Genomic DNA, 17,492 nt, shown 5'->3' with positions numbered 1-17,492 from the left:
GCGATGACGGTGGTTCAATCTGGTCGGAAATCGCTCCAATCCACAAAAGCATTTGCACGACCACGAACGCGCTGCTAGGGGCACGCTCCTGCCAGCCAAGGGGGCAACCCCAAGGTGTTCACGTGCGGTCGTGGCGGAACTGGTAGACGCGCAACGTTGAGGTCGTTGTGGCCGAAAGGCCGTGGAAGTTCGAGTCTTCTCGACCGCACCATTCTCCCCCGGCAGTGGCCGGGGGGAGAACTCTCCCCTCCGATCAGTTCGATAGGTTCGGTTTTGCCGGGCTGACCGTTGGTTGCATGGCGCGCAGGAGGACCATTCCGGATTTGCCAGCAGTGAGCGCGACTTCGCGTAGGGCGATCGCCGTGCGACATACTTCGCGCGCCTCTCCCTTGCCGGTCAATGCTTCGCGCAGCCGATCTTCGGGCAGACCGGAGACGCGTCGAACTTCATCGACGATCGAGCCCGGTATCATAAACAGCTGCGACGTCGTTACGGGCCGTTGGTCCGACGCCATGATGGCGCGATGGATCAGCTTCTCCTGCCGTGGACGTTGGTCGGGGAACAGCACGGTGTAGTGCGCGGGAAACTGGAACTCGTTGCACCGCTCCGGGGTCGCTGTCAGCAACGGCTGATCCTTCAACAACGCCCGTTTTCCGTCGATCTCGAACTGTGTGACGTCCCGAAGCAACGCATCGGGTGCGTTGGCCAGTCCCGAAAGAATGCGGCGACCAGCAAGCTCGTTGATGATCTGACGCGCTTTCGGTTCACTCGACACCGAACTCAACGCGGCTACGGTCGCCCGGATTTCGGCAGCCAGTTTCGGGTTGCGGTTGCTGACCGGGACGATGCCTTCGCCGGTCAGGTCGCGGGCTATCTGGTTCGGTTCGGCGATGAAGCCGGCCGACGCGGGTGCCGTCCATTTAGGTGACTGGGGTTCCTCCGATGAATTCCAGGCGTTCAATATGCGGAAGGCGACGACGAGCAAGAAAATGATCAGCCATGTCACAGTTCCCGCCCATTGCCGTTTCGATCGACGTTGCTCCCATCGAGCGACCCGGGCGGGGTCGAGCCATTGTTCTGCAGCAGGATGCCGTTCGCGAACGATCTGTAGCAATTCGCTGGTCCGCGTATTCTGATTGAACCATTCGAACCGACCTCGATCCTGCCCCACCAGCCCGGTCCACGCCCGGTGAAATCGGTGATCGGGCTGCGATACCAGATGAACGAAACGCTTCGTCCCGATCCGTTCCACGATCTCGACGGCCTCCGGCGACAGCGCGTAGTCGTTTCGACGATCGATCCAGCCGAACGCGGCGGCAGCAGGCTCCAACAGCGTGTCGGAGCGCGGAATGCTTGCCGACAGGACTTCCGCGAACCAGCGTTCCGCACCGGTCACGAAATCGACCTGTTCGAGCCGGGCGTCGGCCAGCAGCGCATGGCCGTGATGCTCGATCGCCGTTAGCTCCTCGGCGGTCGGTGGCGCATCGTGGCCAAGGAACAGCAACGATTCGAGCGCCTGAAAATGGACGTTGATCGCTTCGTGAAAGGCGGCGAGTTCCGGATCGATCCCGGCGTCGGGCGGCGGTTCGGCCTCCGCCATGTCGGGGGATAGGGTTTCCGTCTCGAATGCCGGTGCCGCCTCCTCCACCGCCGCCAGCGCCGCGTCGCGCGCCGCGCGCAGCGCCGCGAAGCCGGCCGGATCGGCATCGACGTCCATCGCTTTCAACCGTGCCGCATAGGCTTTGCGGATCGCGCTGCGGTCGGTGGTCGGATCGAGGTCGAGCGTCGCCCAGATGCCGTGCCTCACAGGAAGCGCTCGCCTTCGATCTGGTCGAGTGCGGCACCGAATGCCTCGCGCGCTGCGGCGATGATGCGGTCGTCCTGCGTCGCCAGCGCGGTTTCGAACTGGCCGAGCATATGGCCGATCGCGGCGCGGGTGTCGCCGAGAAAGGATTCATACGCGCGCCGCGCCCGTGCCAGCAGCGCCGCATTGACCGCATCGTCGCGCGGATGGACCTTCAGCGCGGCCAGTGCCGCGCGGCGCTTCTCCAGTTCTGCGGGGTCGGGTGCGTCCTCGTCATCGACGATCACCAGATTGCGGGTCATGCCCGTCTCCGGCACGCTGACGTCGATTTCGAGCAGCCCCGACGTATCGTAGCTGAAGCGGCACTCGACGGTGACCTCGCCCGCGCGGCGCGGGGGGACGGGCACGGTGATCTCGCCCAGCTTGACGTTGCCCGATACCTCGCGCGCCTCGCCCTGATAGACGCCGAACTGCACCTTGGTCTGCTGGTTCGACAGCGTCGAGAAGGTCGAGACGCGGCTGATCGGCACCGCCGAATTGCGTTCGATGATCGGCGAGAAGAGCCCGGTACGAAACCCGCCGCGCCCGTCCGGCTCGCTGGTATCGACACCCAGCGTGAACGGGCAGACATCGGTCAGCCGGATTTCGTCGAGACCCGCATCGCGCGCCAGCAGCCCGGCCTGCACCGCCGCGCCCATCGCCACCGCATGGTCGGGATGGACCGTCGTCGCGGGGAACCGGCCGAACATCCGGGTGACGGCCCGGCGCACGATCGGCATCCGCGTCGCCCCGCCGACCAGCACGACTTCGGACAGGGTTGCGGCGGCGATGCTGCTGTCGCGCAGCGAGCGCAGCACCGGCTCGCGGATGCGCTGGAGCAGGCCCGCTGCCGCTTCCTCGAACGCGCCGGCGGTGACGGGGACGGTCAGCGCGGTATCGCCCGCCGTGACGCCGAAATCGGCACTGTCGCCGTCGCTCAGCGCCCGGCGGCAGCGTTCGGCGGCCTGCGCCAGCAACGCGGCGGCGCGGTCGGGCGGGAGCGTCGCCAGCAGCCCCTGCGGATCGAGCGAGGCGCGGACCAGCGCGATCAGGCAGTCGTTGAAATCGTCACCGCCCAGCCGGTTGTCGCCGGCCGATGCGCGGACCTCGATCACCCCGTCGAACATCTCGACGATCGACACGTCGAACGTGCCGCCGCCCAGATCGAAGACGAGAAACGGTTCGTGATCGGCGCGGTCGGCGATGCCGAAGGCGAGTGCGGCGGCGGTCGGTTCGTTGATGAGCCGGCGGATCGGCAGCCCGGCGAGTTCGCCGGCACGCCGTGTCGCCTTGCGCTGGCGATCGTTGAAATAGGCGGGGACGGTGACGACCGCTTCGGTCACGCGCTCACCGGTAAAGGCTTCGGCATCGCGCTTCAGACTGGCGAGGACCAAGGCCGACAGCGCCTCGCTGTCGAAATCGCGTTTGGCGAGCTTCACCGTCTCGCGCGTGCCGATGCGGCGTTTGAAGCTGGTGACGGTGCGGTCGGGATGGGTCGCCATCCGGTCGCGCGCCGCACGCCCGACCAGCACCGCGTCGTCCTCGCCGATGCTGACCGCCGAGGGGGTCAGATAGTCGCCCAGCGCATTGGGCACCATCACCGGCGCATCGTCGCGCCAGATCGCGCACGCGCTGTTGGTCGTCCCCAGATCGATACCGACGATCATCCCTGTCCCCTTCGACTTTGGGGACGGGTGTAGCGCGTCGGCTTCGTCAGGCAACGGGGTGGCGATCCTCCCTTGGGACGACCGCCGCGATCAGAATTCGGCGACCTTGCCCCATGCCGACTGGGCAAAGCGGTCGGGGTGATAGGGTTTGGGGTCGACGATCGGTTCGGCCCCGCTGACGATATCGGCGATCAGATGGCCGGCGCCGGGTCCGATGCCGAAGCCATGGCCGCTGAACCCGGAAGCGAGGACCAGTCCGGGCAGCGCCGCCATCTCGCCGATGCCGGGCACGCCGTCGGGGGTGCTGTCGACATAGCCCGCCCATGCCCCGGTCACCGCCCGTTCGCTCAGGCGCGGCATCATCTCCAGCGCGCGGGCACGGGTGCGTTTCACGGTCGCGGCGTCCGGTGTCGGATCGAGGATACGCATCCGCTCCATCGGCGTCGGCCGGTCGAGCTTCCAGCGCTTCACGCTCTCATGGCCCGACTGCACGCCTTCCAGCCCGCCGGGCGACAGCTTGCGCCAGCGACGCGCGAACATCGGCAGGAACTGGGTCGAGAACCGCAGGAACTGCGGCGTCGGATCGACCTTGCCGCTGCCGCTGATCGACAGGGTGTAGCCGCCATCGCTGCGCCGGGTCATCGAGATGAATTCGCTGTGCATCGCCGGTGGAAAAATGTCCTCACCCGGCCCGACCGCCATTACCGTCTGGCGGATCGTCGCCTGCGGAAAACGGATGCCATATTGGTAGCAGAAGGACGATGCCCATGCCCCGGCGGACAGGACCGCGATCTTGGTGCGGATGACGCCGTGTTCGGTGACCACGCCCGACAGCCGCCCCCCTTCGGTTTCCAGCCCGCGCACGGCGCATTGCTGGTGCACCGTCCCGCCCAGCGCCATGATCGCGCGTGCGACGGCCGGGGCCGCGCGCGACGGGTCTGCGGTACCGTCGGTCGGGGAAAAGACGCCGCCCTTCCATGCCTTGTTACTGAACCGGCCGCGTTCGCTCGCTTCGGCGGCCGACAGCATATGAGTCGTGACGCCCGCGGTTTTCGCGAAATCGCGCCACCGCGCCCAGCCCGCGATCTCCGCCTCGTTGTCGCTCAGATACAGGAGACCGCAGCGGCGGAAGCCGGTATCCTCGCCGGTGTCGGCGGCGAATTGTTCCCACAGATCCAGCGCCTTGGTCGCCATCGGCAGTTCGCGCGCATCGCGATTCTGCTGCCGGCACCAGCCCCAGTTGCGGCTCGACTGTTCGGCACCGATCCGGCCTTTTTCGATCAGCGCGACCTTCAAACCGCGTTTGGCGAGATAATAAGCGGTGAAGCTGCCGACGATGCCCCCGCCGATCACCACCACATCGGCGGAATCGGGCAGGTCGGGGGTCGAATCGACGAACGTCAGCGGTGCGGGCATGTGGAAAGGCTCCAACAGATCAGGACAGGACGCTCAGAGATATTTGAGCCAGCGAATGTCCTTGCGGCGCTTCTTCAGGTTCGAAAACCAGCGCGTCGGGAAATAGAGCGGCACGATCAGCAACAGCCACATCAGCCAGATCCAGCCGATCGAGGGCAGGCCGAACACCTCGCCATGGTTCGTGCCCCAGATCGCCAGCGCGATCAGGTACACGGTGCGCAGGATATACAGGTGGAACAGATAGAAGAACATCGGCGCCCCCCCCAGCACCGCCAGCCACCCGGTCACCCGCGCATCGGCGATCCGGTCGAACAGCGCGAGCAGCAACAGGCCGAAGCCGAGCGTCGCCAGCACGTACAGCAACGACGGCGGATATTTGGTCAGCGCGAGGAAGCTCATCACGGTGCGCAGCGACGAACCCGGCACCACGAACCACGGCGTATCGCCATAGACATTGGCGAAGCGCAGCACGACGAATGCCGCCAGCATTGCCAGGCCGGCACGCACCAGCGTCCGCCCCCGTGCCGCGACGTCGCCGCGCGCGAACCATGGCCCGGCGGTCCAGCCGAGGCAGATGACGCCGATCCACGGCAGCACCGGATAGCTGAACCGGATCGGCAGCCCGCCGATGGTGATCGTGCCGCGTTCGTGCAGCAGCGACCAGATGGCGTAGAAGGGATGTTCTGGCGGCAGCACGATCGGATCGAGCAGGTTATGCCCGGCGACGATCGCCACGCCGATCGCGGCGATGACGATATGCGGCAGGCGGATCAGCCCGGCCAGCACGATCATGCTGAGGCCGATCGCCCAGATGACCTGCAGATAGACGATCGTCGGCGGAAATTCCGCGCGCCACTGAAAATTGACGACGGTCAGTTCGAGCAGGACGAGAAAGATGCCGCGCTTTAGCAGGAAGGCGGTCGTGTCCGACTTGCTGTGCTTCTGCGCATAGAGATAGGCGCCCAGCCCGGTGAGCGCGACGAAGACCGGCGCGCAGATCTGGCTGGTCAGGCGGCTGAAGAAGCTGGCAGGCGAGACGGTCAGCGCGTCGACCGGATCGCCGATCGGCACCCACAGGAAAAAACCTTCGCGCACATGGTCGAGCAGCATCAGCACCATCACGAATCCGCGCAGCGCATCGATACTGACCAGCCGCGCCGCCGCCGCAGGCTTCGCCGTTGCCGGGGGCGGGGCGGTTCGCGCGGGGTAGGGGGCGTCGGTCGGGATGCTCGCCATGGAATGCTCCACCGATAGAAGAGAAATCAGTCGCGCGGGAACAGCGCGACCGCGTCGATTTCGACCAGATACCCGTAATGCAGTTCGGGTACCGGCACGACGGTGCGCGCCGGGCGGGCGTTGCCGAGCCTTGCGGCATAGACCGCGTTGAAGCGCGGCCAGTTGTCGACGCCGACGATATAGGCGGTGACCCGTGCCAGATGATCGGCGGTTCCGCCGACGGCGTGCAGGATCGCCAACATATTGTCGATCGCCTGCGCCGCCTGCGCCTCGAACGCCATGTCGTCCAGCTTCGCGCCATCGGCACGGATCGGAAGCTGGCCCGAGATATAGAGGTGGTCGCCCGCGCGGACCGCCTGCGCATAATGGCCGGCGGGGGCAGGGGCGTCGCCAGTCAGCACCGGCTGGATCATGTCGCGCATCTCACCACCCCCCGAAACGCGACCATGTCGCGACGACCGCCGGATCGTCGCCATGGACGACATGATAGGCGGGATGCTGCGCACCGGTCGAACAGGCATGGTTGGGCAGCACGCGCACCCGGTCGCCGATGCGCAGCGGGGGCAGTTGGCCGTCCGATCCGGGGCGAACGGTAATGATGCCGTGTTCCTGATTGGCATCGGCGAGGATCAGGTCGGGATAGGCGGTGCCGTCGGGCGTGCAGACCACGCCATAGCCCTGATCGACCGGCTGTCTGGCGGTACCGCGATCGCGCGACATCGCCATCCATCCGGCGTCGATCAGGATCCAGCCCTTTTCCTTCTGAAACCCGATGACGGTGCCGAGCACGGACAGGGCGATATCGTCGATCGCGCAGACGCCGATGCCGTGCATCACCAGGTCGAAGAACACGAACACGCCGGCCCGCACCTCGGTGACGCCCGTCAGGTCGGTGGCGAAATGCGCGGTCGGGGTCGATCCGACGCTGACCACCGGACAGGGCAGACCGGCATCCCGCAGCGTCGCCGCCGCATCGACCACGCTCTTGCGCTCGGCCTCGGCATAGCGACGTAGTTCGTCGGGGCTTCGCGCGGCATAGCTGCCGCCGGCATGGGTCATGACCCCGCGCAGTTCGCCGCCGGCCACCAGCGCGCGACCGATCGCGATCAGCGCGGCGCTGTCGCCGGGCAACACGCCCGAGCGGTGGCCGTCGCAGTCGATTTCGATCAGCGCGGGAATGGCGGTGCCCGCCGCCACCGATGCGGCTGCGACCGCCTCCGCCTGTTCGACCGTGTCGAGCACCACCGCGATATCGACGCCGCGTTCGCGCAGCGCGAGGACGCGCGGCAGCTTGTCGGGGGCGATGCCGACGGCATAGATCAGGTCGCGGACGCCGGCGTCGGCAAATTGTTCGGCTTCCTTCAGCGTCGATACCGTCGCTGGTCCCGCCGGGCTTTCCATCAGCCGTTGCGCGACCTCGATCGACTTGCCGGTCTTCAGATGCGGACGCAGCGTGACCCCCATCGGCGACAGATGCGCGCGCAGCCGGGCGATGTTGCGGTCCATCCGATCGATGTCGAGGATCAGGCACGGCGTCTCGACGGTCGACAGCGTCGCGCCGTCGGTCTGCGTCTTGTGGGTCAGGGTTGCTGTCGTCATGCCAGGATCGCCTTGGTTTCCAGATATTCCTCAAAGCCATGGACGCCATATTCGCGGCCATTGCCCGATTGCTTGTAGCCGCCGAACGGCGCGTGCGCGGTCCATGCCGGATAGTTGATATGGACCTGTCCCGACCGGATGCGCCGGGCAACCGCCTGCGCGCGTGCCGCATCGCCCGACTGGACGTGCGCGCCAAGACCGTAGACGGTGTCGTTGGCCAGCGTGACGGCGTCCGCATCGTCGGCATAGGGCATGATGCACAGCACCGGCCCGAAAATCTCCTCACGCGCGATCCGCATGTCGCGGGTCACCCCCGAGAAGATTGTCGGACGGACATAATAGCCACGATTGAGGTCGGCGGGGCGGCCGGGGCCGCCGCAGATCAGCCTGGCCCCCTCGGTCAGGCCCGCTTCGATCATCGCCTGCACGCGGGCGTACTGCGCGGCGTTGGCGATCGGGCCCATCGTCGTCGCCTCGTCGGTGGGCGCTCCGACGCGCCATTCGCTGGCGGCCTGTGTCGCCAGTGCCTCGACCTCGTCCAGCCGGGCGGCGGGGACCAGCAACCGGGTCGGTGCGCTGCACGACTGGCCGACATTGCGCATGCCGGCCATCACGGCGCGCGGTACGGCGGCACCGAAATCGGCATCGTCGAGGAACAGGTTCGGCGATTTGCCGCCCAGTTCCTGCACGACGCGCTTGACGCTGACCGCCGCCGCCTGCGCGACCAGTACGCCGGCGCGGGTCGATCCGGTGATCGAAATCATCGCGACATCGGGATGCGCGGACAATGCTGCGCCGACCGCTTCGCCGGTGCCGTTCACCAGATTGAACACGCCCGCCGGCAATCCGGCGTCGTGCACGACCTCGGCGAACAGCAACGCGCTGTACGGCGACATCTCGCTGGGCTTCAGCACCACCGGGCATCCGGCGGCGATGGCCGGGGCAACTTTTGCCGTGATCTGATACAATGGCCAGTTCCACGGCGTGATGAGCGCACACACGCCGATCGCTTCCTTGACCAGCGTGAACCCTGCATCGGGCCGTTCGAACCGATAGCCGCGCAGCACGTCGATCTGCGCGCGGACATGGGCGATGGCGAAGGGAACCTGCGACGCGCGGGCAAAGCCGATCGCCGCACCCATTTCCAGCGCGATCGCCTGTGCAAAGGCTTCGGCGCGTTGTTCCATCAGCGCCGCGATCCGTTCGAGCAGCGCGATCCGGTCGGCGACCGGGGACACCGAAAAGGAGGCGAATACCCGCAGGGCCGCTGCCACCGCGCGGTCGACATCGGCGGCTGACCCGGCGGCGATCGTGCCGATCTGCGTTTCGGTCGCGGGGTCGATGACGGCGATGCGCGGGGCGTCGCCGACCGGATCGCACCAGCCGCCATCGATATAGAATTGTCCCGACCTGTCGCCCGTCATGCCCGTCCCGTCCGTATGTCCGTCGCCCGATACGGGCGGCACGACCAGATGTCGTCCTACGATCGCAAGTCTAGGGGCAAGCGAACGGCAGACGCTTTCGAAAACATGCCGCAAAACGGCATTCCCGCCGCGGGCGGGCGGCGTTGCCGGCCATATCCGCTCGCGCCGCGCGATTTCCTGCCGCAATGGCGTCCGCGCCATCGCCGTGGAGGCGACAATCACCTGTGTCCGGGATGGATGGAGGCTCGGCATATTATGCCGGACGATCCGCAACGTCGTTCGCTTCGCGGCATCCGGCCGGGCAAAACAAGTGTTTCTGCCGCACTCCTGCCGCCAATATCACCACCATTCCGCAATAACTTCGCAAAGGGGGCTACCGTGCTTCGTCCTAAATACATCACGTTCGATTGCTATGGCACGCTGATCTATTTCGAGATGGCGCCGGTCGCCCGCCGTCTGTACGCCGATCGGGTCGCCGAAGCCGATCTGCAGCGCTTTACCGACGATTTCTCCGCCTATCGCCTCGACGAAGTGCTCGGCGCATGGAAGCCGTATCGCGATGTCGTCGAGGGTGCGTTGCGCCGGACCTGCAAGCGGTGGAACATCGACTATCGCGACAGCGACGCGGCCAAGGTCTATGCCGCCGTGCCGACCTGGGGGCCGCACCCGGACGTCGTCGAACCGCTCAAGCGCGTCGCCGCCGAATATCCGCTGGTCATCCTGTCGAACTCGATGGTCGACCTGATCCCGCCCAATGTCGAAAAGCTGGAGGCACCGTTCCACGCCGTCTACACCGCCGAAGAGGCGCAGGCGTACAAGCCGCGGATGCAGGCGTTCGAATATATGTTCGACCAGCTGGGCTGCGGACCGGAGGACATCCTGCATGTTTCGTCGAGCTTCCGGTACGATCTGATGACCGCTCATGATCTGGGCATCAAGGACAAGGCGTTCGTCAATCGCGGTCACGAACCGCTGAACGCCTATTATCAGGTCAAGGAGATCCCGAGCATCGCCGGTCTGCCGGGACTGGTCGGGCTGTGAGCGTGGCGAACAAGGTCCGCTCTTTCATCGATCTGCGCGCCTTTGCCGATACGGCGGAGGTGCGCGCCACCGGCGACTATGCGACGGCGCGCGCCGCATTGCCGCTGGCGGACGGGCCGTGCGGGGTCGATCTGGTCGCGCTCGACGGCGGCGCGGGGTCGGTCGCCGGCCTGCCGGGCGACGAGTTCGTGATCGTCGTCGCCGGATCGCTGCGCATCGGCGCCACGACGCTGGTCGCCGGGCACAGTGCGGTCGTCCCCTCGGGTGTCGCCTTCGACTGGGAGGCGGCACCCGCGACGCGCGCGCTGGCGATGCGCTACGCGATCGAAACGCCCGCCGCCGACGCGGTGGTACCGATCGACGAGGATGCGGCGCTGACCCCGTCCAACCCGCCGCTTGCCGAACTGCTGGTCGGGCCGACGCCGTCCTGCCGCAACCATACCGATTACCTGTCGAGTGACGGCGTCTTCATTTGCGGGACATGGGATTCGACGCCCTATCACCGCGTCGCCATGCGTTATCGCCATCACGAACTGATGCACTTGCTGGACGGCAGCGTGACCTTCGTCGACGAGGCGGGGGTCAGCGGGACCTTTGCCACGGGCGATATCTTTCTGGTGGAGCATGGCGCCGAATGTTCGTGGGAAAGCCGCGAACACGTGAAGAAGGTCTATGCGATCTGGCGGCCGGCGGTCGCCTGATCGGGCCGGTGGTTTGATCGTCACCCCGGGCCTGACCCGGGGTGACGGACAGTCCGCCCCCTTACCGCCCCGCCAGCGTCTCGATCGACCGGTGGCAGTAGATATGCCGATCGCCCTCCGCCAGCAACGGCGGCATCTGCGTGGCACAGGCATCGATCGCCAGCGGGCAGCGTGATACGAAACTGCACCCGACCTCGCGCATCCGCGCGCCGCCGGTCGTGTTCGCGTCGCGGGCGGGGGTTTCCTCCAGCCAGCCGGGGCGCAATTCGGGCACCGATGCGGTCAGCAGCCGGGTATAGGGGTGATGCGCGCCATGGCCGACCCCGTCGCGCGTCACCCGTTCGGCGATGCGGCCGGCATAGAGCACCAGCACATCGTCACTGATCGCGCGCACGATCTCCAGATCATGGGTGATGAACATATAGGCGAGGCCGAGTTCGCGGCGCAATTCGATCAGCAGGTCGAGCACCGCTTCGGCGACGACCGGGTCGAGCGCCGAGGTCACTTCGTCGCACAGCAGCAGCTCGGGGCGTGCCGCCAGCGCGCGGGCGAGGTTCACGCGCTGCTTCTGCCCGCCCGACAATTCGCCCGGCAACCGGTCGGCAAGCGCGGCGGGCAGGCGGACGAGGTCGAGCAGCCGCGCGACCTCCGCCCGTGCCGACCGGCGATCCATGCCGTGGTAGAAGGCGAGGGGGCGGGCGATCGCCGCACCGACGCTGACCGCCGGGTTGAGTGCGGTGTCGGCGCTCTGGAACACCATCTGCACCCGGCGCAGTTCGTCGCGCGAGCGGCGGCGGACGACGGGGGCGAGCGGCTTGCCGTCCAGCAGGATGCGGCCGGCGGTCGGCGCGTGCAGCCCGGCGACGACGCGCGCCAGCGTGCTCTTGCCGCAGCCCGATTCGCCGATCACGCCCAGCACCTGTCCGCGCCGGATCGACACGTCGATCCCGTCGAGGATCTTTACGCGCGGGCTGCCGTCATGGTTGGTCCCGCCATAGCCGGCGACGACGCCCCACAGGTCGAGCAGCGGCCGGTCCTGCGTCACGGGAACGTCGGCGGGCTTGCGCGGCGCGGCGGCGGCGACCAGCGCGCGGCTATAGTCATGGGCCGGGGCGAACAGGATCTGTTCGGTGGTGCCGAGTTCCTGGACTTCGCCGCCCTTCAGCACGGCGATGCGATCGGCAATCTGCGCCACCACCGACAGGTCGTGGGTGACATAGACGGCGGTGGTGCCCAGATCGCGGACCGCGTCCTTGAACGCCTTCAGCACCTCGATCTGCGTCGTCACGTCGAGCGCGGTGGTCGGTTCGTCGAAGATCACCAGCTTGGGATCGGTGATGAGCGCCATAGCCGCCATCAGCCGCTGCAACTGCCCGCCCGATACCTGATGCGGATAGCGCGCGCCGACGCCGTCGGGATCGGGCAAAGCGAGCCGCCGGAACAGCGCCTTCGCCTTCTCCTCCGCCGCCGCCCGGTCGAGCGTGCCGTGGATCAGCGCGGGCTCGATGACCTGCGCCATGATCGTCAGCGACGGATTGAACGCGGCGGCGGCGCTCTGCGCGACATAGGCGACGGTGCGACCGCGAACGCCGCGCAGTTCCTCGGCACTCGCCGTGTCGAGCCGCTGGCCCGCCACCTCGATGACGCCGCCGGCAATGCGGCAACCGGGCCGGGCATAGCCGAGCAGCGACAGCGCGATGGTCGTCTTGCCCGACCCCGATTCGCCGATCAGCGCCAGCACTTCGCCCGGGGCCACCGACAGCGTGCAGTCGGGGACGATCACGATCTCGTGCCTGTCCTCGCCGGCGGCGGTGATGCGCAGATGCTCGATACGCGCCAGCGGAGCGGTCATCGCCGGCGCCGTCCGGGAAGGGAGTCGATCAACAGGTTCATCCCGATGGTGAGGGAGGCGATCGCCACCGCCGGAAACAGCACGGCGGGCGCACCGAAGCCGAGGCCGGCGATATTTTCGCGGACCAGCGCGCCCAGATCGGCATCGGGTGGCTGTACGCCCAGCCCCAGAAACGACAGCCCGCTGAGCAGCAGCACGACGAACACGAAGCGCAGCCCGAAATCGGCGGCGAGCGGCCCGGTCACGTTGGGCAGCACCTCCCGCACCACGATATAGGGCAGGCGTTCGCCCCGCGCGCGGGCGGCGGATACGAAATCGAGCGCCATGACGCCGAGCGCGAGTGACCGCGCGGTGCGGAATGCGCCGGGGGTATAGATCACCGCCAGCGTCCCGATCAGCACCGGGATCGACGCGCCGGTCGCCGCGATCACGACGAGCGCGAACATCAGACTGGGAATGGCGATGACGATGTCGAACAGCCGCGACAGCAGCGTGTCGACCCATCCCCCCGCCGCCGCGGCAAGACCCAGCAGCACGCCGGTCACGACGGCGATGGCGGTCGCGACGAAGGCGATGAACACCGTATAGCGCGCGCCGTACAGCACCCGGCTGAGCATATCGCGGCCGAGATAGTCGGTGCCGAGCGGGGCCATGCGGCTGATCGGGCCGAACACGTCGAGGTCGATGATCTCCCCCACGCCATGCGGGGCGAGCGCCGGGCCGGCCAGCGCCACCGCCACCCATAGCAGCACGAGGGCAAGGCCGATCCGGCCGCTGGTCGCGAGCCGGCTCATCGGCGGCGCAACCGTGGATTGGCGAGGATCGCGACGACGTCGGCCGCCGTCACCAGCACCAGATAGGCGATGCAGAAGATGATCGCGATGGTCTGCACCAGCGGCAGGTCGCGGGTCGCGACCGCATCGACCATCAGCCGCGCGACGCCCGGATAGTTGAAGATGATCTCGACCACGATCACGCCCCCCAGCAAGGTCGACAGGCTGAGCGCGATCGCATTGGCGATCGGCCCGACGGCGTTGGGCAGGGCATGGCGCAGCACGACGCGCGCGGGCGAGCAGCCCTTCAGCCGTGCCGCCTCCGCATAGGAGGTGTCGAGCGCGTCGATCACCGCCGCACGCGTCATCCGCACCATCTGCGCCATGACGAAACAGGCAAGGCTGAAGACCGGCAGGGCGAAGACGCGGACCAGATCCCATGTCGAATGCACGTCGCGCGTCGACGACAGCGCCGGCAGCCAGCGCAGCGTCACCGCGAACAACATCACCGCCAGCGTCGCGATCAGGAATTCGGGTACCGAGACGATGCCGATCGTCGCGATGCTGATCGCGCGGTCGAACGCCGTGCCGCGTTTCACCGCCGCGACGATACCGAGCAGCAGCGCGAACGGCACCGACACCAACGCGGTCAGCCCGGCCAGCGTCAGCGAATTGCCAAGCCGCGCGGCGATCATCTCCCACACCGGCAGCCCGGTGATGAGCGAGCGCCCCGGATCGCCGGTCAGCACGCCGGTCGCCCAGTCGAGATAGCGTTCCCATGCCGGCTGATCGAGATGCATCGCTGCGCGCAGGCCCGCCAATGCCTCTGGCGTGGCGCTTTGACCGAGGATCGCCTCGGCCACGTCGCCCTCCATCAACTGCGCGATGCCGAACACCGCCAGCGACACGAACAGCAGCGTGACCAGCGACGCGCCGACCCGGCGCACGATCAGCGAGGCGAGGGGCGAGAGCGTCATTTGCCCTCCAGCCAGACATGGGCGGCGAAATCGAACCCCATCAATCCCCCCTGCGGCATCGGGCGCAGCCCCTTCACGCGCGGGCTGTGCGCGTCGAGCAGGCTGAGGAACAGCGGGATGCCGATGCCGGCACGGTCATGGACCAGATGCTGCATCTCGCCATACAGCGACTTGCGGCGGGCCTCGTCGGTTTCGCCGCGCGCCGCGACCAGCAGCCGGTCGAACCGCCCGTTCTTCCACCCGCTCTCGTTCCAAGGCGCGTTGGATTCGAAGAATTGCGTGAAGATGATGTCGGCGGTGGGGCGCGGGTTGGTGTTGCCGAACCCCAACGGCACTTTCATCCAGCTGTTGGTCCAATAGCCGTCGGACGGCACGCGACGAATGTCGAAGCCGATGCCGGCACGCGCCGCCGCATCCTGGATCAGGACGGCCATGTCGTCGGACTTGTCGGCGGCGGTCGAGGTGACCATCGGCACCCGCGTGCCCGCCAGCCCGGCGCGCCGGAACAGAAAGCGCGCGCGTTCGGGATCGAACGGCCGCTGCGGCACACTCGGGTCGTAATAGGGGTTGGTCGGCGCGATCGGCTGGTCGTTGGCGATCGTCGCATAGCCCCGAAAGATCGCCGTCCGCATCGTTTCGCGGTCGAGGAGCAGTTTCAGACCCTCGACGAAATCGGGATGGTTGCCCGGTGCCCGGTCCAGCCGCGCGATCAGGTCGGTATAGCCGCTCGATCTGGTTTCGAGCAGCTTGAACCCTGCGCCGGTCAGATGGCGGGCAATGCGCGGATTGATCGCATGGATCAGGTCGACATCGCCCGACAGCAACGCGTTGATCCGCGCGCTGTCGTCGGCGATCGCGAACAGTTCGCATTCGCCCAGCCGCACCGCGCCGCGCCAGTAATCGTCGAACCGCGCGGCGAGCGAGCGGACGCCCGGAATATATTCGACCATCCGCATCGGGCCGGTGCCGATCGGACGGTTGAAATCGCGCGTGCCGTCGCGGATGATCTGGAACTGTTGAATGCCAAGGATCGTCGGCAGGTCGGCGTTGGGCGTTTTCAGCACGATGCGCACCCGGTCGGGGCCATCGGCGCGAACGGAAGCGAACTGGTCGGCGAAGACCTTCGCCTTCGATCCGACGGCCGGGTCGAGATGGCGGCGCAGCGAATAGACGACGTCGGCGACGGTCAACGGCGATCCGTCATGGAACCGCACGCCCTTGCGCAGCCGGATCGACCAGTCGCGCGCATCGGCGGTCTCGATCGCCTCGGCCAAAGCCGGCTGCGGCCGGAACCGGTCGTCGAGCGTGGTCAGCCCGTCATAGACCATCGCGCAGCGGCAGAAATCGGTGACGACCGTCTGCCGCGCCGGGTCCATCGTATCGGCGGTCGAGGAGACCGCCACCGCGACGCGCAACCGTCCACCCACCGGCTCGGGCCGCGCCGGTTCGAACCCGCAGGCACCCAGCCCGACCGACAGCCCGCCGCCGCCGATCAGGCGGATCGCGTCGCGCCGGCCGATCAATGCCGCCAGTCCTGATAACGATAATAGGCACCGACCGCCGGCAGGAACCATGGCGGGCCGAAATGTCCCGGCACCGCCGGCCATGCGATCGCGTGGAACGGGTTTTCGTCCACTGCCGGCGCGCCGCCGATGATCCGCGCCATCGCCTCGCCCATCACCACCGAAATCTGCGTGCCGTGACCGCTATAGCCCATGGCGTAATAGATGCCGTCGCGCGATCCGGCACGCGGCAGCCGGTCGGCAGTCAGGTCGACGATCCCGCCCCACGTATGGGCGATGCGGACGTCGGCCAGCTGCGGAAAGATGCGGCGCATTCCCGCTTCGAGGATCGCGCCGCTGCGCGTGTCGCTGCGCGGGCTGGACAACGCAAAGCGGGCGCGCCCGCCGAAGATCAGCCGGTCATCGGCGGTCAGGCGGAAATAATTGCCGACGTTGCGTGTGGTCGTGCCGTTGCGCCGCCCCGGCATGATCTCATGCGCCAGCGGCCCCAGCGGTTCGGTGGCGACGATGAAGCTGCCGATCGGCACGATCCGTCGTCGCAGCCAGCGGAACGGCCCGGTCATCGACGCACCGGTCGCCAGCAGCACCGCATCGGCCTCGATCACGCCGCGCTTTGTCGTCAGTCGGTGGCGACCGCCGGACAACCGCTCCATGCCGGTGAGCGCGGCATCCTCGTACAGTTTCGCACCGTGACGGACGGCGGCACCGGCAAGCCCGGCGGCGAACCGGCCCATGTGCAACGAAGCGCTGCGCGGGAACAACAGTCCGCCGTAGAACGCGTCCGACCCGATCTCGTCGGGCAGGTCGGCTTTGGCGATCAGGCGGATGTCGGGTTCGACCGTCTGCGACAGCAGTTCCGCGGTCCGGGCGAGCTTGGCGGCATGTTCGGGCTTGTCGGCCAGCTTCAGCTTGCCGTTGCGCGCGAAGTCGCAGGCGATGCCCTCTTCGGCGACGATCGCCTCGACCCGGTCGACGCCGGTGTCGAACGCGCGATAGATCGCGGTCGCGCGATCGATCCCGAACCGGCTGGTCAGCGCGGCGAAGTCGCCGGCGATACCGTTGTTGCACTGGCCGCCATTGCGCCCCGATGCCTCACCCGCGATGCGCCCGGCCTCGACCACCACGACGTCGGCACCGGCCATCGCCAGCTTGCGTGCCGCAGCAAGACCGGTGAAGCCGCCGCCCACGACCACCACCGACGCGCGCACCGGCACCGGGCCATGTTCGGCCCCTGCAAAGCGTTCGCCGCTGTCCAGCCAATAGGATTCCAGCTTCATCGCGTGTCCGCGTCCCCCATCGAAGCGATGCTGCTTCGGCACGGCATAATCTGCTCCAACCGTACCGGCATCGTTACACCTTAGTTGGTCGGACGACAGGGCATATGTGCCGATCGCTGCCCCGGCCACCGCACAGCGTACCGCCCGCCCTGTATTTCCATCG

At 67.5% G+C, this 17,492-nt stretch carries 14 protein-coding genes and 1 tRNA gene; 3 read left to right on the top strand and 12 right to left on the bottom strand.

All coding sequences use genetic code 11. The features are described 5' to 3' along the window. The first annotated feature begins 124 nt into the window (after positions 1–124). Positions 125–211: transfer RNA gene (locus ASE90_RS04565), tRNA-Leu, on the top strand. 42 nt (positions 212–253) lie between these two features. Here the strand turns inward: ASE90_RS04565 and ASE90_RS04560 are convergent. From ASE90_RS04560 to ASE90_RS04530, 7 genes are all read right to left on the bottom strand, one after another. Continuing rightward, positions 254–1,807 carry a hypothetical protein gene (locus ASE90_RS04560; RefSeq protein ID WP_055996484.1) on the bottom strand — a complete coding sequence of 518 codons (1,554 nt, stop codon included), beginning with the start codon at positions 1,805–1,807 and terminating at the stop codon, positions 254–256. Beyond that, positions 1,804–3,510, bottom strand: coding sequence for an Hsp70 family protein (locus tag ASE90_RS04555; protein WP_055996481.1), 1,707 nt, complete (start codon positions 3,508–3,510; stop codon positions 1,804–1,806). Before ASE90_RS04555 ends, ASE90_RS04560 begins: the two co-directional genes overlap by 4 nt. Before the next feature lie 90 nt (positions 3,511–3,600). Then, positions 3,601–4,926 (bottom strand): NAD(P)/FAD-dependent oxidoreductase, encoded by a 1,326-nt coding sequence (locus ASE90_RS04550; RefSeq protein WP_055996478.1) that lies wholly within the window; start codon positions 4,924–4,926, stop codon positions 3,601–3,603. Positions 4,927–4,959: 33 nt separating this feature from the next. Then, positions 4,960–6,162, bottom strand: a complete 1,203-nt coding sequence (locus tag ASE90_RS04545; RefSeq protein ID WP_082449400.1) for a DUF1624 domain-containing protein — start codon at positions 6,160–6,162, stop codon at positions 4,960–4,962. A 26-nt stretch (positions 6,163–6,188) separates the two neighbouring features. Next, on the bottom strand, positions 6,189–6,584 hold the full coding sequence (locus tag ASE90_RS04540) for a RidA family protein (RefSeq protein ID WP_055996476.1): 396 nt from the start codon (positions 6,582–6,584) through the stop codon (positions 6,189–6,191). A gap of 1 nt (position 6,585) precedes the next feature. Continuing rightward, the gene (locus ASE90_RS04535; RefSeq protein WP_055996473.1) at positions 6,586–7,761 is read right to left on the bottom strand and encodes a DSD1 family PLP-dependent enzyme; all 1,176 of its coding nucleotides are present in this window, start codon (positions 7,759–7,761) and stop codon (positions 6,586–6,588) included. After that, entirely contained in the window at positions 7,758–9,185 is a 1,428-nt protein-coding gene (locus ASE90_RS04530) for an aldehyde dehydrogenase family protein (RefSeq protein WP_055997308.1), read from the bottom strand. The genes ASE90_RS04535 and ASE90_RS04530 overlap by 4 nt, the downstream gene beginning before the upstream one ends. Before the next feature lie 378 nt (positions 9,186–9,563). On the opposite strand from ASE90_RS04530, the gene ASE90_RS04525 reads away from it, so the two are divergent. Next, on the top strand, positions 9,564–10,226 hold the full coding sequence (locus ASE90_RS04525) for a haloacid dehalogenase type II (RefSeq protein WP_235531647.1): 663 nt from the start codon (positions 9,564–9,566) through the stop codon (positions 10,224–10,226). Between the two features lie 2 nt (positions 10,227–10,228). Next, positions 10,229–10,927: a cupin domain-containing protein gene (locus ASE90_RS04520; protein ID WP_235531646.1), complete on the top strand. Its 699-nt coding sequence runs from the start codon at positions 10,229–10,231 to the stop codon at positions 10,925–10,927. 61 nt (positions 10,928–10,988) lie between these two features. Here ASE90_RS04520 and ASE90_RS04515 read toward each other — a convergent pair whose 3' ends face one another. Genes ASE90_RS04515 through ASE90_RS04495 form a run of 5 tightly spaced genes read right to left on the bottom strand, consistent with a single transcriptional unit; the run spans position 10,989 to position 17,329 of the window. Continuing rightward, complete coding sequence (locus tag ASE90_RS04515) at positions 10,989–12,779, bottom strand: ABC transporter ATP-binding protein (RefSeq protein ID WP_055996467.1); 1,791 nt, start codon at positions 12,777–12,779, stop codon at positions 10,989–10,991. Continuing rightward, positions 12,776–13,573: an ABC transporter permease gene (locus ASE90_RS04510; protein WP_055996464.1), complete on the bottom strand. Its 798-nt coding sequence runs from the start codon at positions 13,571–13,573 to the stop codon at positions 12,776–12,778. Before ASE90_RS04510 ends, ASE90_RS04515 begins: the two co-directional genes overlap by 4 nt. Continuing rightward, positions 13,570–14,529, bottom strand: a complete 960-nt coding sequence (locus ASE90_RS04505) for an ABC transporter permease (RefSeq protein ID WP_055996461.1) — start codon at positions 14,527–14,529, stop codon at positions 13,570–13,572. Before ASE90_RS04505 ends, ASE90_RS04510 begins: the two co-directional genes overlap by 4 nt. After that, positions 14,526–16,052, bottom strand: a complete 1,527-nt coding sequence (locus ASE90_RS04500; protein ID WP_235531645.1) for an ABC transporter substrate-binding protein — start codon at positions 16,050–16,052, stop codon at positions 14,526–14,528. The genes ASE90_RS04505 and ASE90_RS04500 overlap by 4 nt, the downstream gene beginning before the upstream one ends. Then, positions 16,049–17,329 (bottom strand): NAD(P)/FAD-dependent oxidoreductase, encoded by a 1,281-nt coding sequence (locus tag ASE90_RS04495; protein WP_055996455.1) that lies wholly within the window; start codon positions 17,327–17,329, stop codon positions 16,049–16,051. Before ASE90_RS04495 ends, ASE90_RS04500 begins: the two co-directional genes overlap by 4 nt. Positions 17,330–17,492: the final 163 nt, after the last annotated feature.

This window comes from Sphingomonas sp. Leaf67 (genome assembly GCF_001421965.1).
GTDB lineage: Bacteria > Pseudomonadota > Alphaproteobacteria > Sphingomonadales > Sphingomonadaceae > Sphingomonas.
The sequence above is the reverse complement of the archived record's forward strand: the minus strand, read 5'-3'. Positions and strand labels throughout refer to the sequence as shown.

Excerpts from the sequence above, each read along its gene's own strand:
- ASE90_RS04555 (WP_055996481.1), bottom strand. The coding sequence starts at position 3,510 with ATGATCGTCGGTATCGATCTGGGGACGACCAACAGCGCGTGCGCGATC.
- ASE90_RS04550 (WP_055996478.1), bottom strand. The coding sequence starts at position 4,926 with ATGCCCGCACCGCTGACGTTCGTCGATTCGACCCCCGACCTGCCCGAT.
- ASE90_RS04545 (WP_082449400.1), bottom strand. The coding sequence starts at position 6,162 with ATGGCGAGCATCCCGACCGACGCCCCCTACCCCGCGCGAACCGCCCCG.
- ASE90_RS04540 (WP_055996476.1), bottom strand. The coding sequence starts at position 6,584 with ATGCGCGACATGATCCAGCCGGTGCTGACTGGCGACGCCCCTGCCCCC.
- ASE90_RS04535 (WP_055996473.1), bottom strand. The coding sequence starts at position 7,761 with ATGACGACAGCAACCCTGACCCACAAGACGCAGACCGACGGCGCGACG.
- ASE90_RS04530 (WP_055997308.1), bottom strand. The coding sequence starts at position 9,185 with ATGACGGGCGACAGGTCGGGACAATTCTATATCGATGGCGGCTGGTGC.
- ASE90_RS04515 (WP_055996467.1), bottom strand. The coding sequence starts at position 12,779 with ATGACCGCTCCGCTGGCGCGTATCGAGCATCTGCGCATCACCGCCGCC.
- ASE90_RS04510 (WP_055996464.1), bottom strand. The coding sequence starts at position 13,573 with ATGAGCCGGCTCGCGACCAGCGGCCGGATCGGCCTTGCCCTCGTGCTG.
- ASE90_RS04505 (WP_055996461.1), bottom strand. The coding sequence starts at position 14,529 with ATGACGCTCTCGCCCCTCGCCTCGCTGATCGTGCGCCGGGTCGGCGCG.
- ASE90_RS04495 (WP_055996455.1), bottom strand. The coding sequence starts at position 17,329 with ATGAAGCTGGAATCCTATTGGCTGGACAGCGGCGAACGCTTTGCAGGG.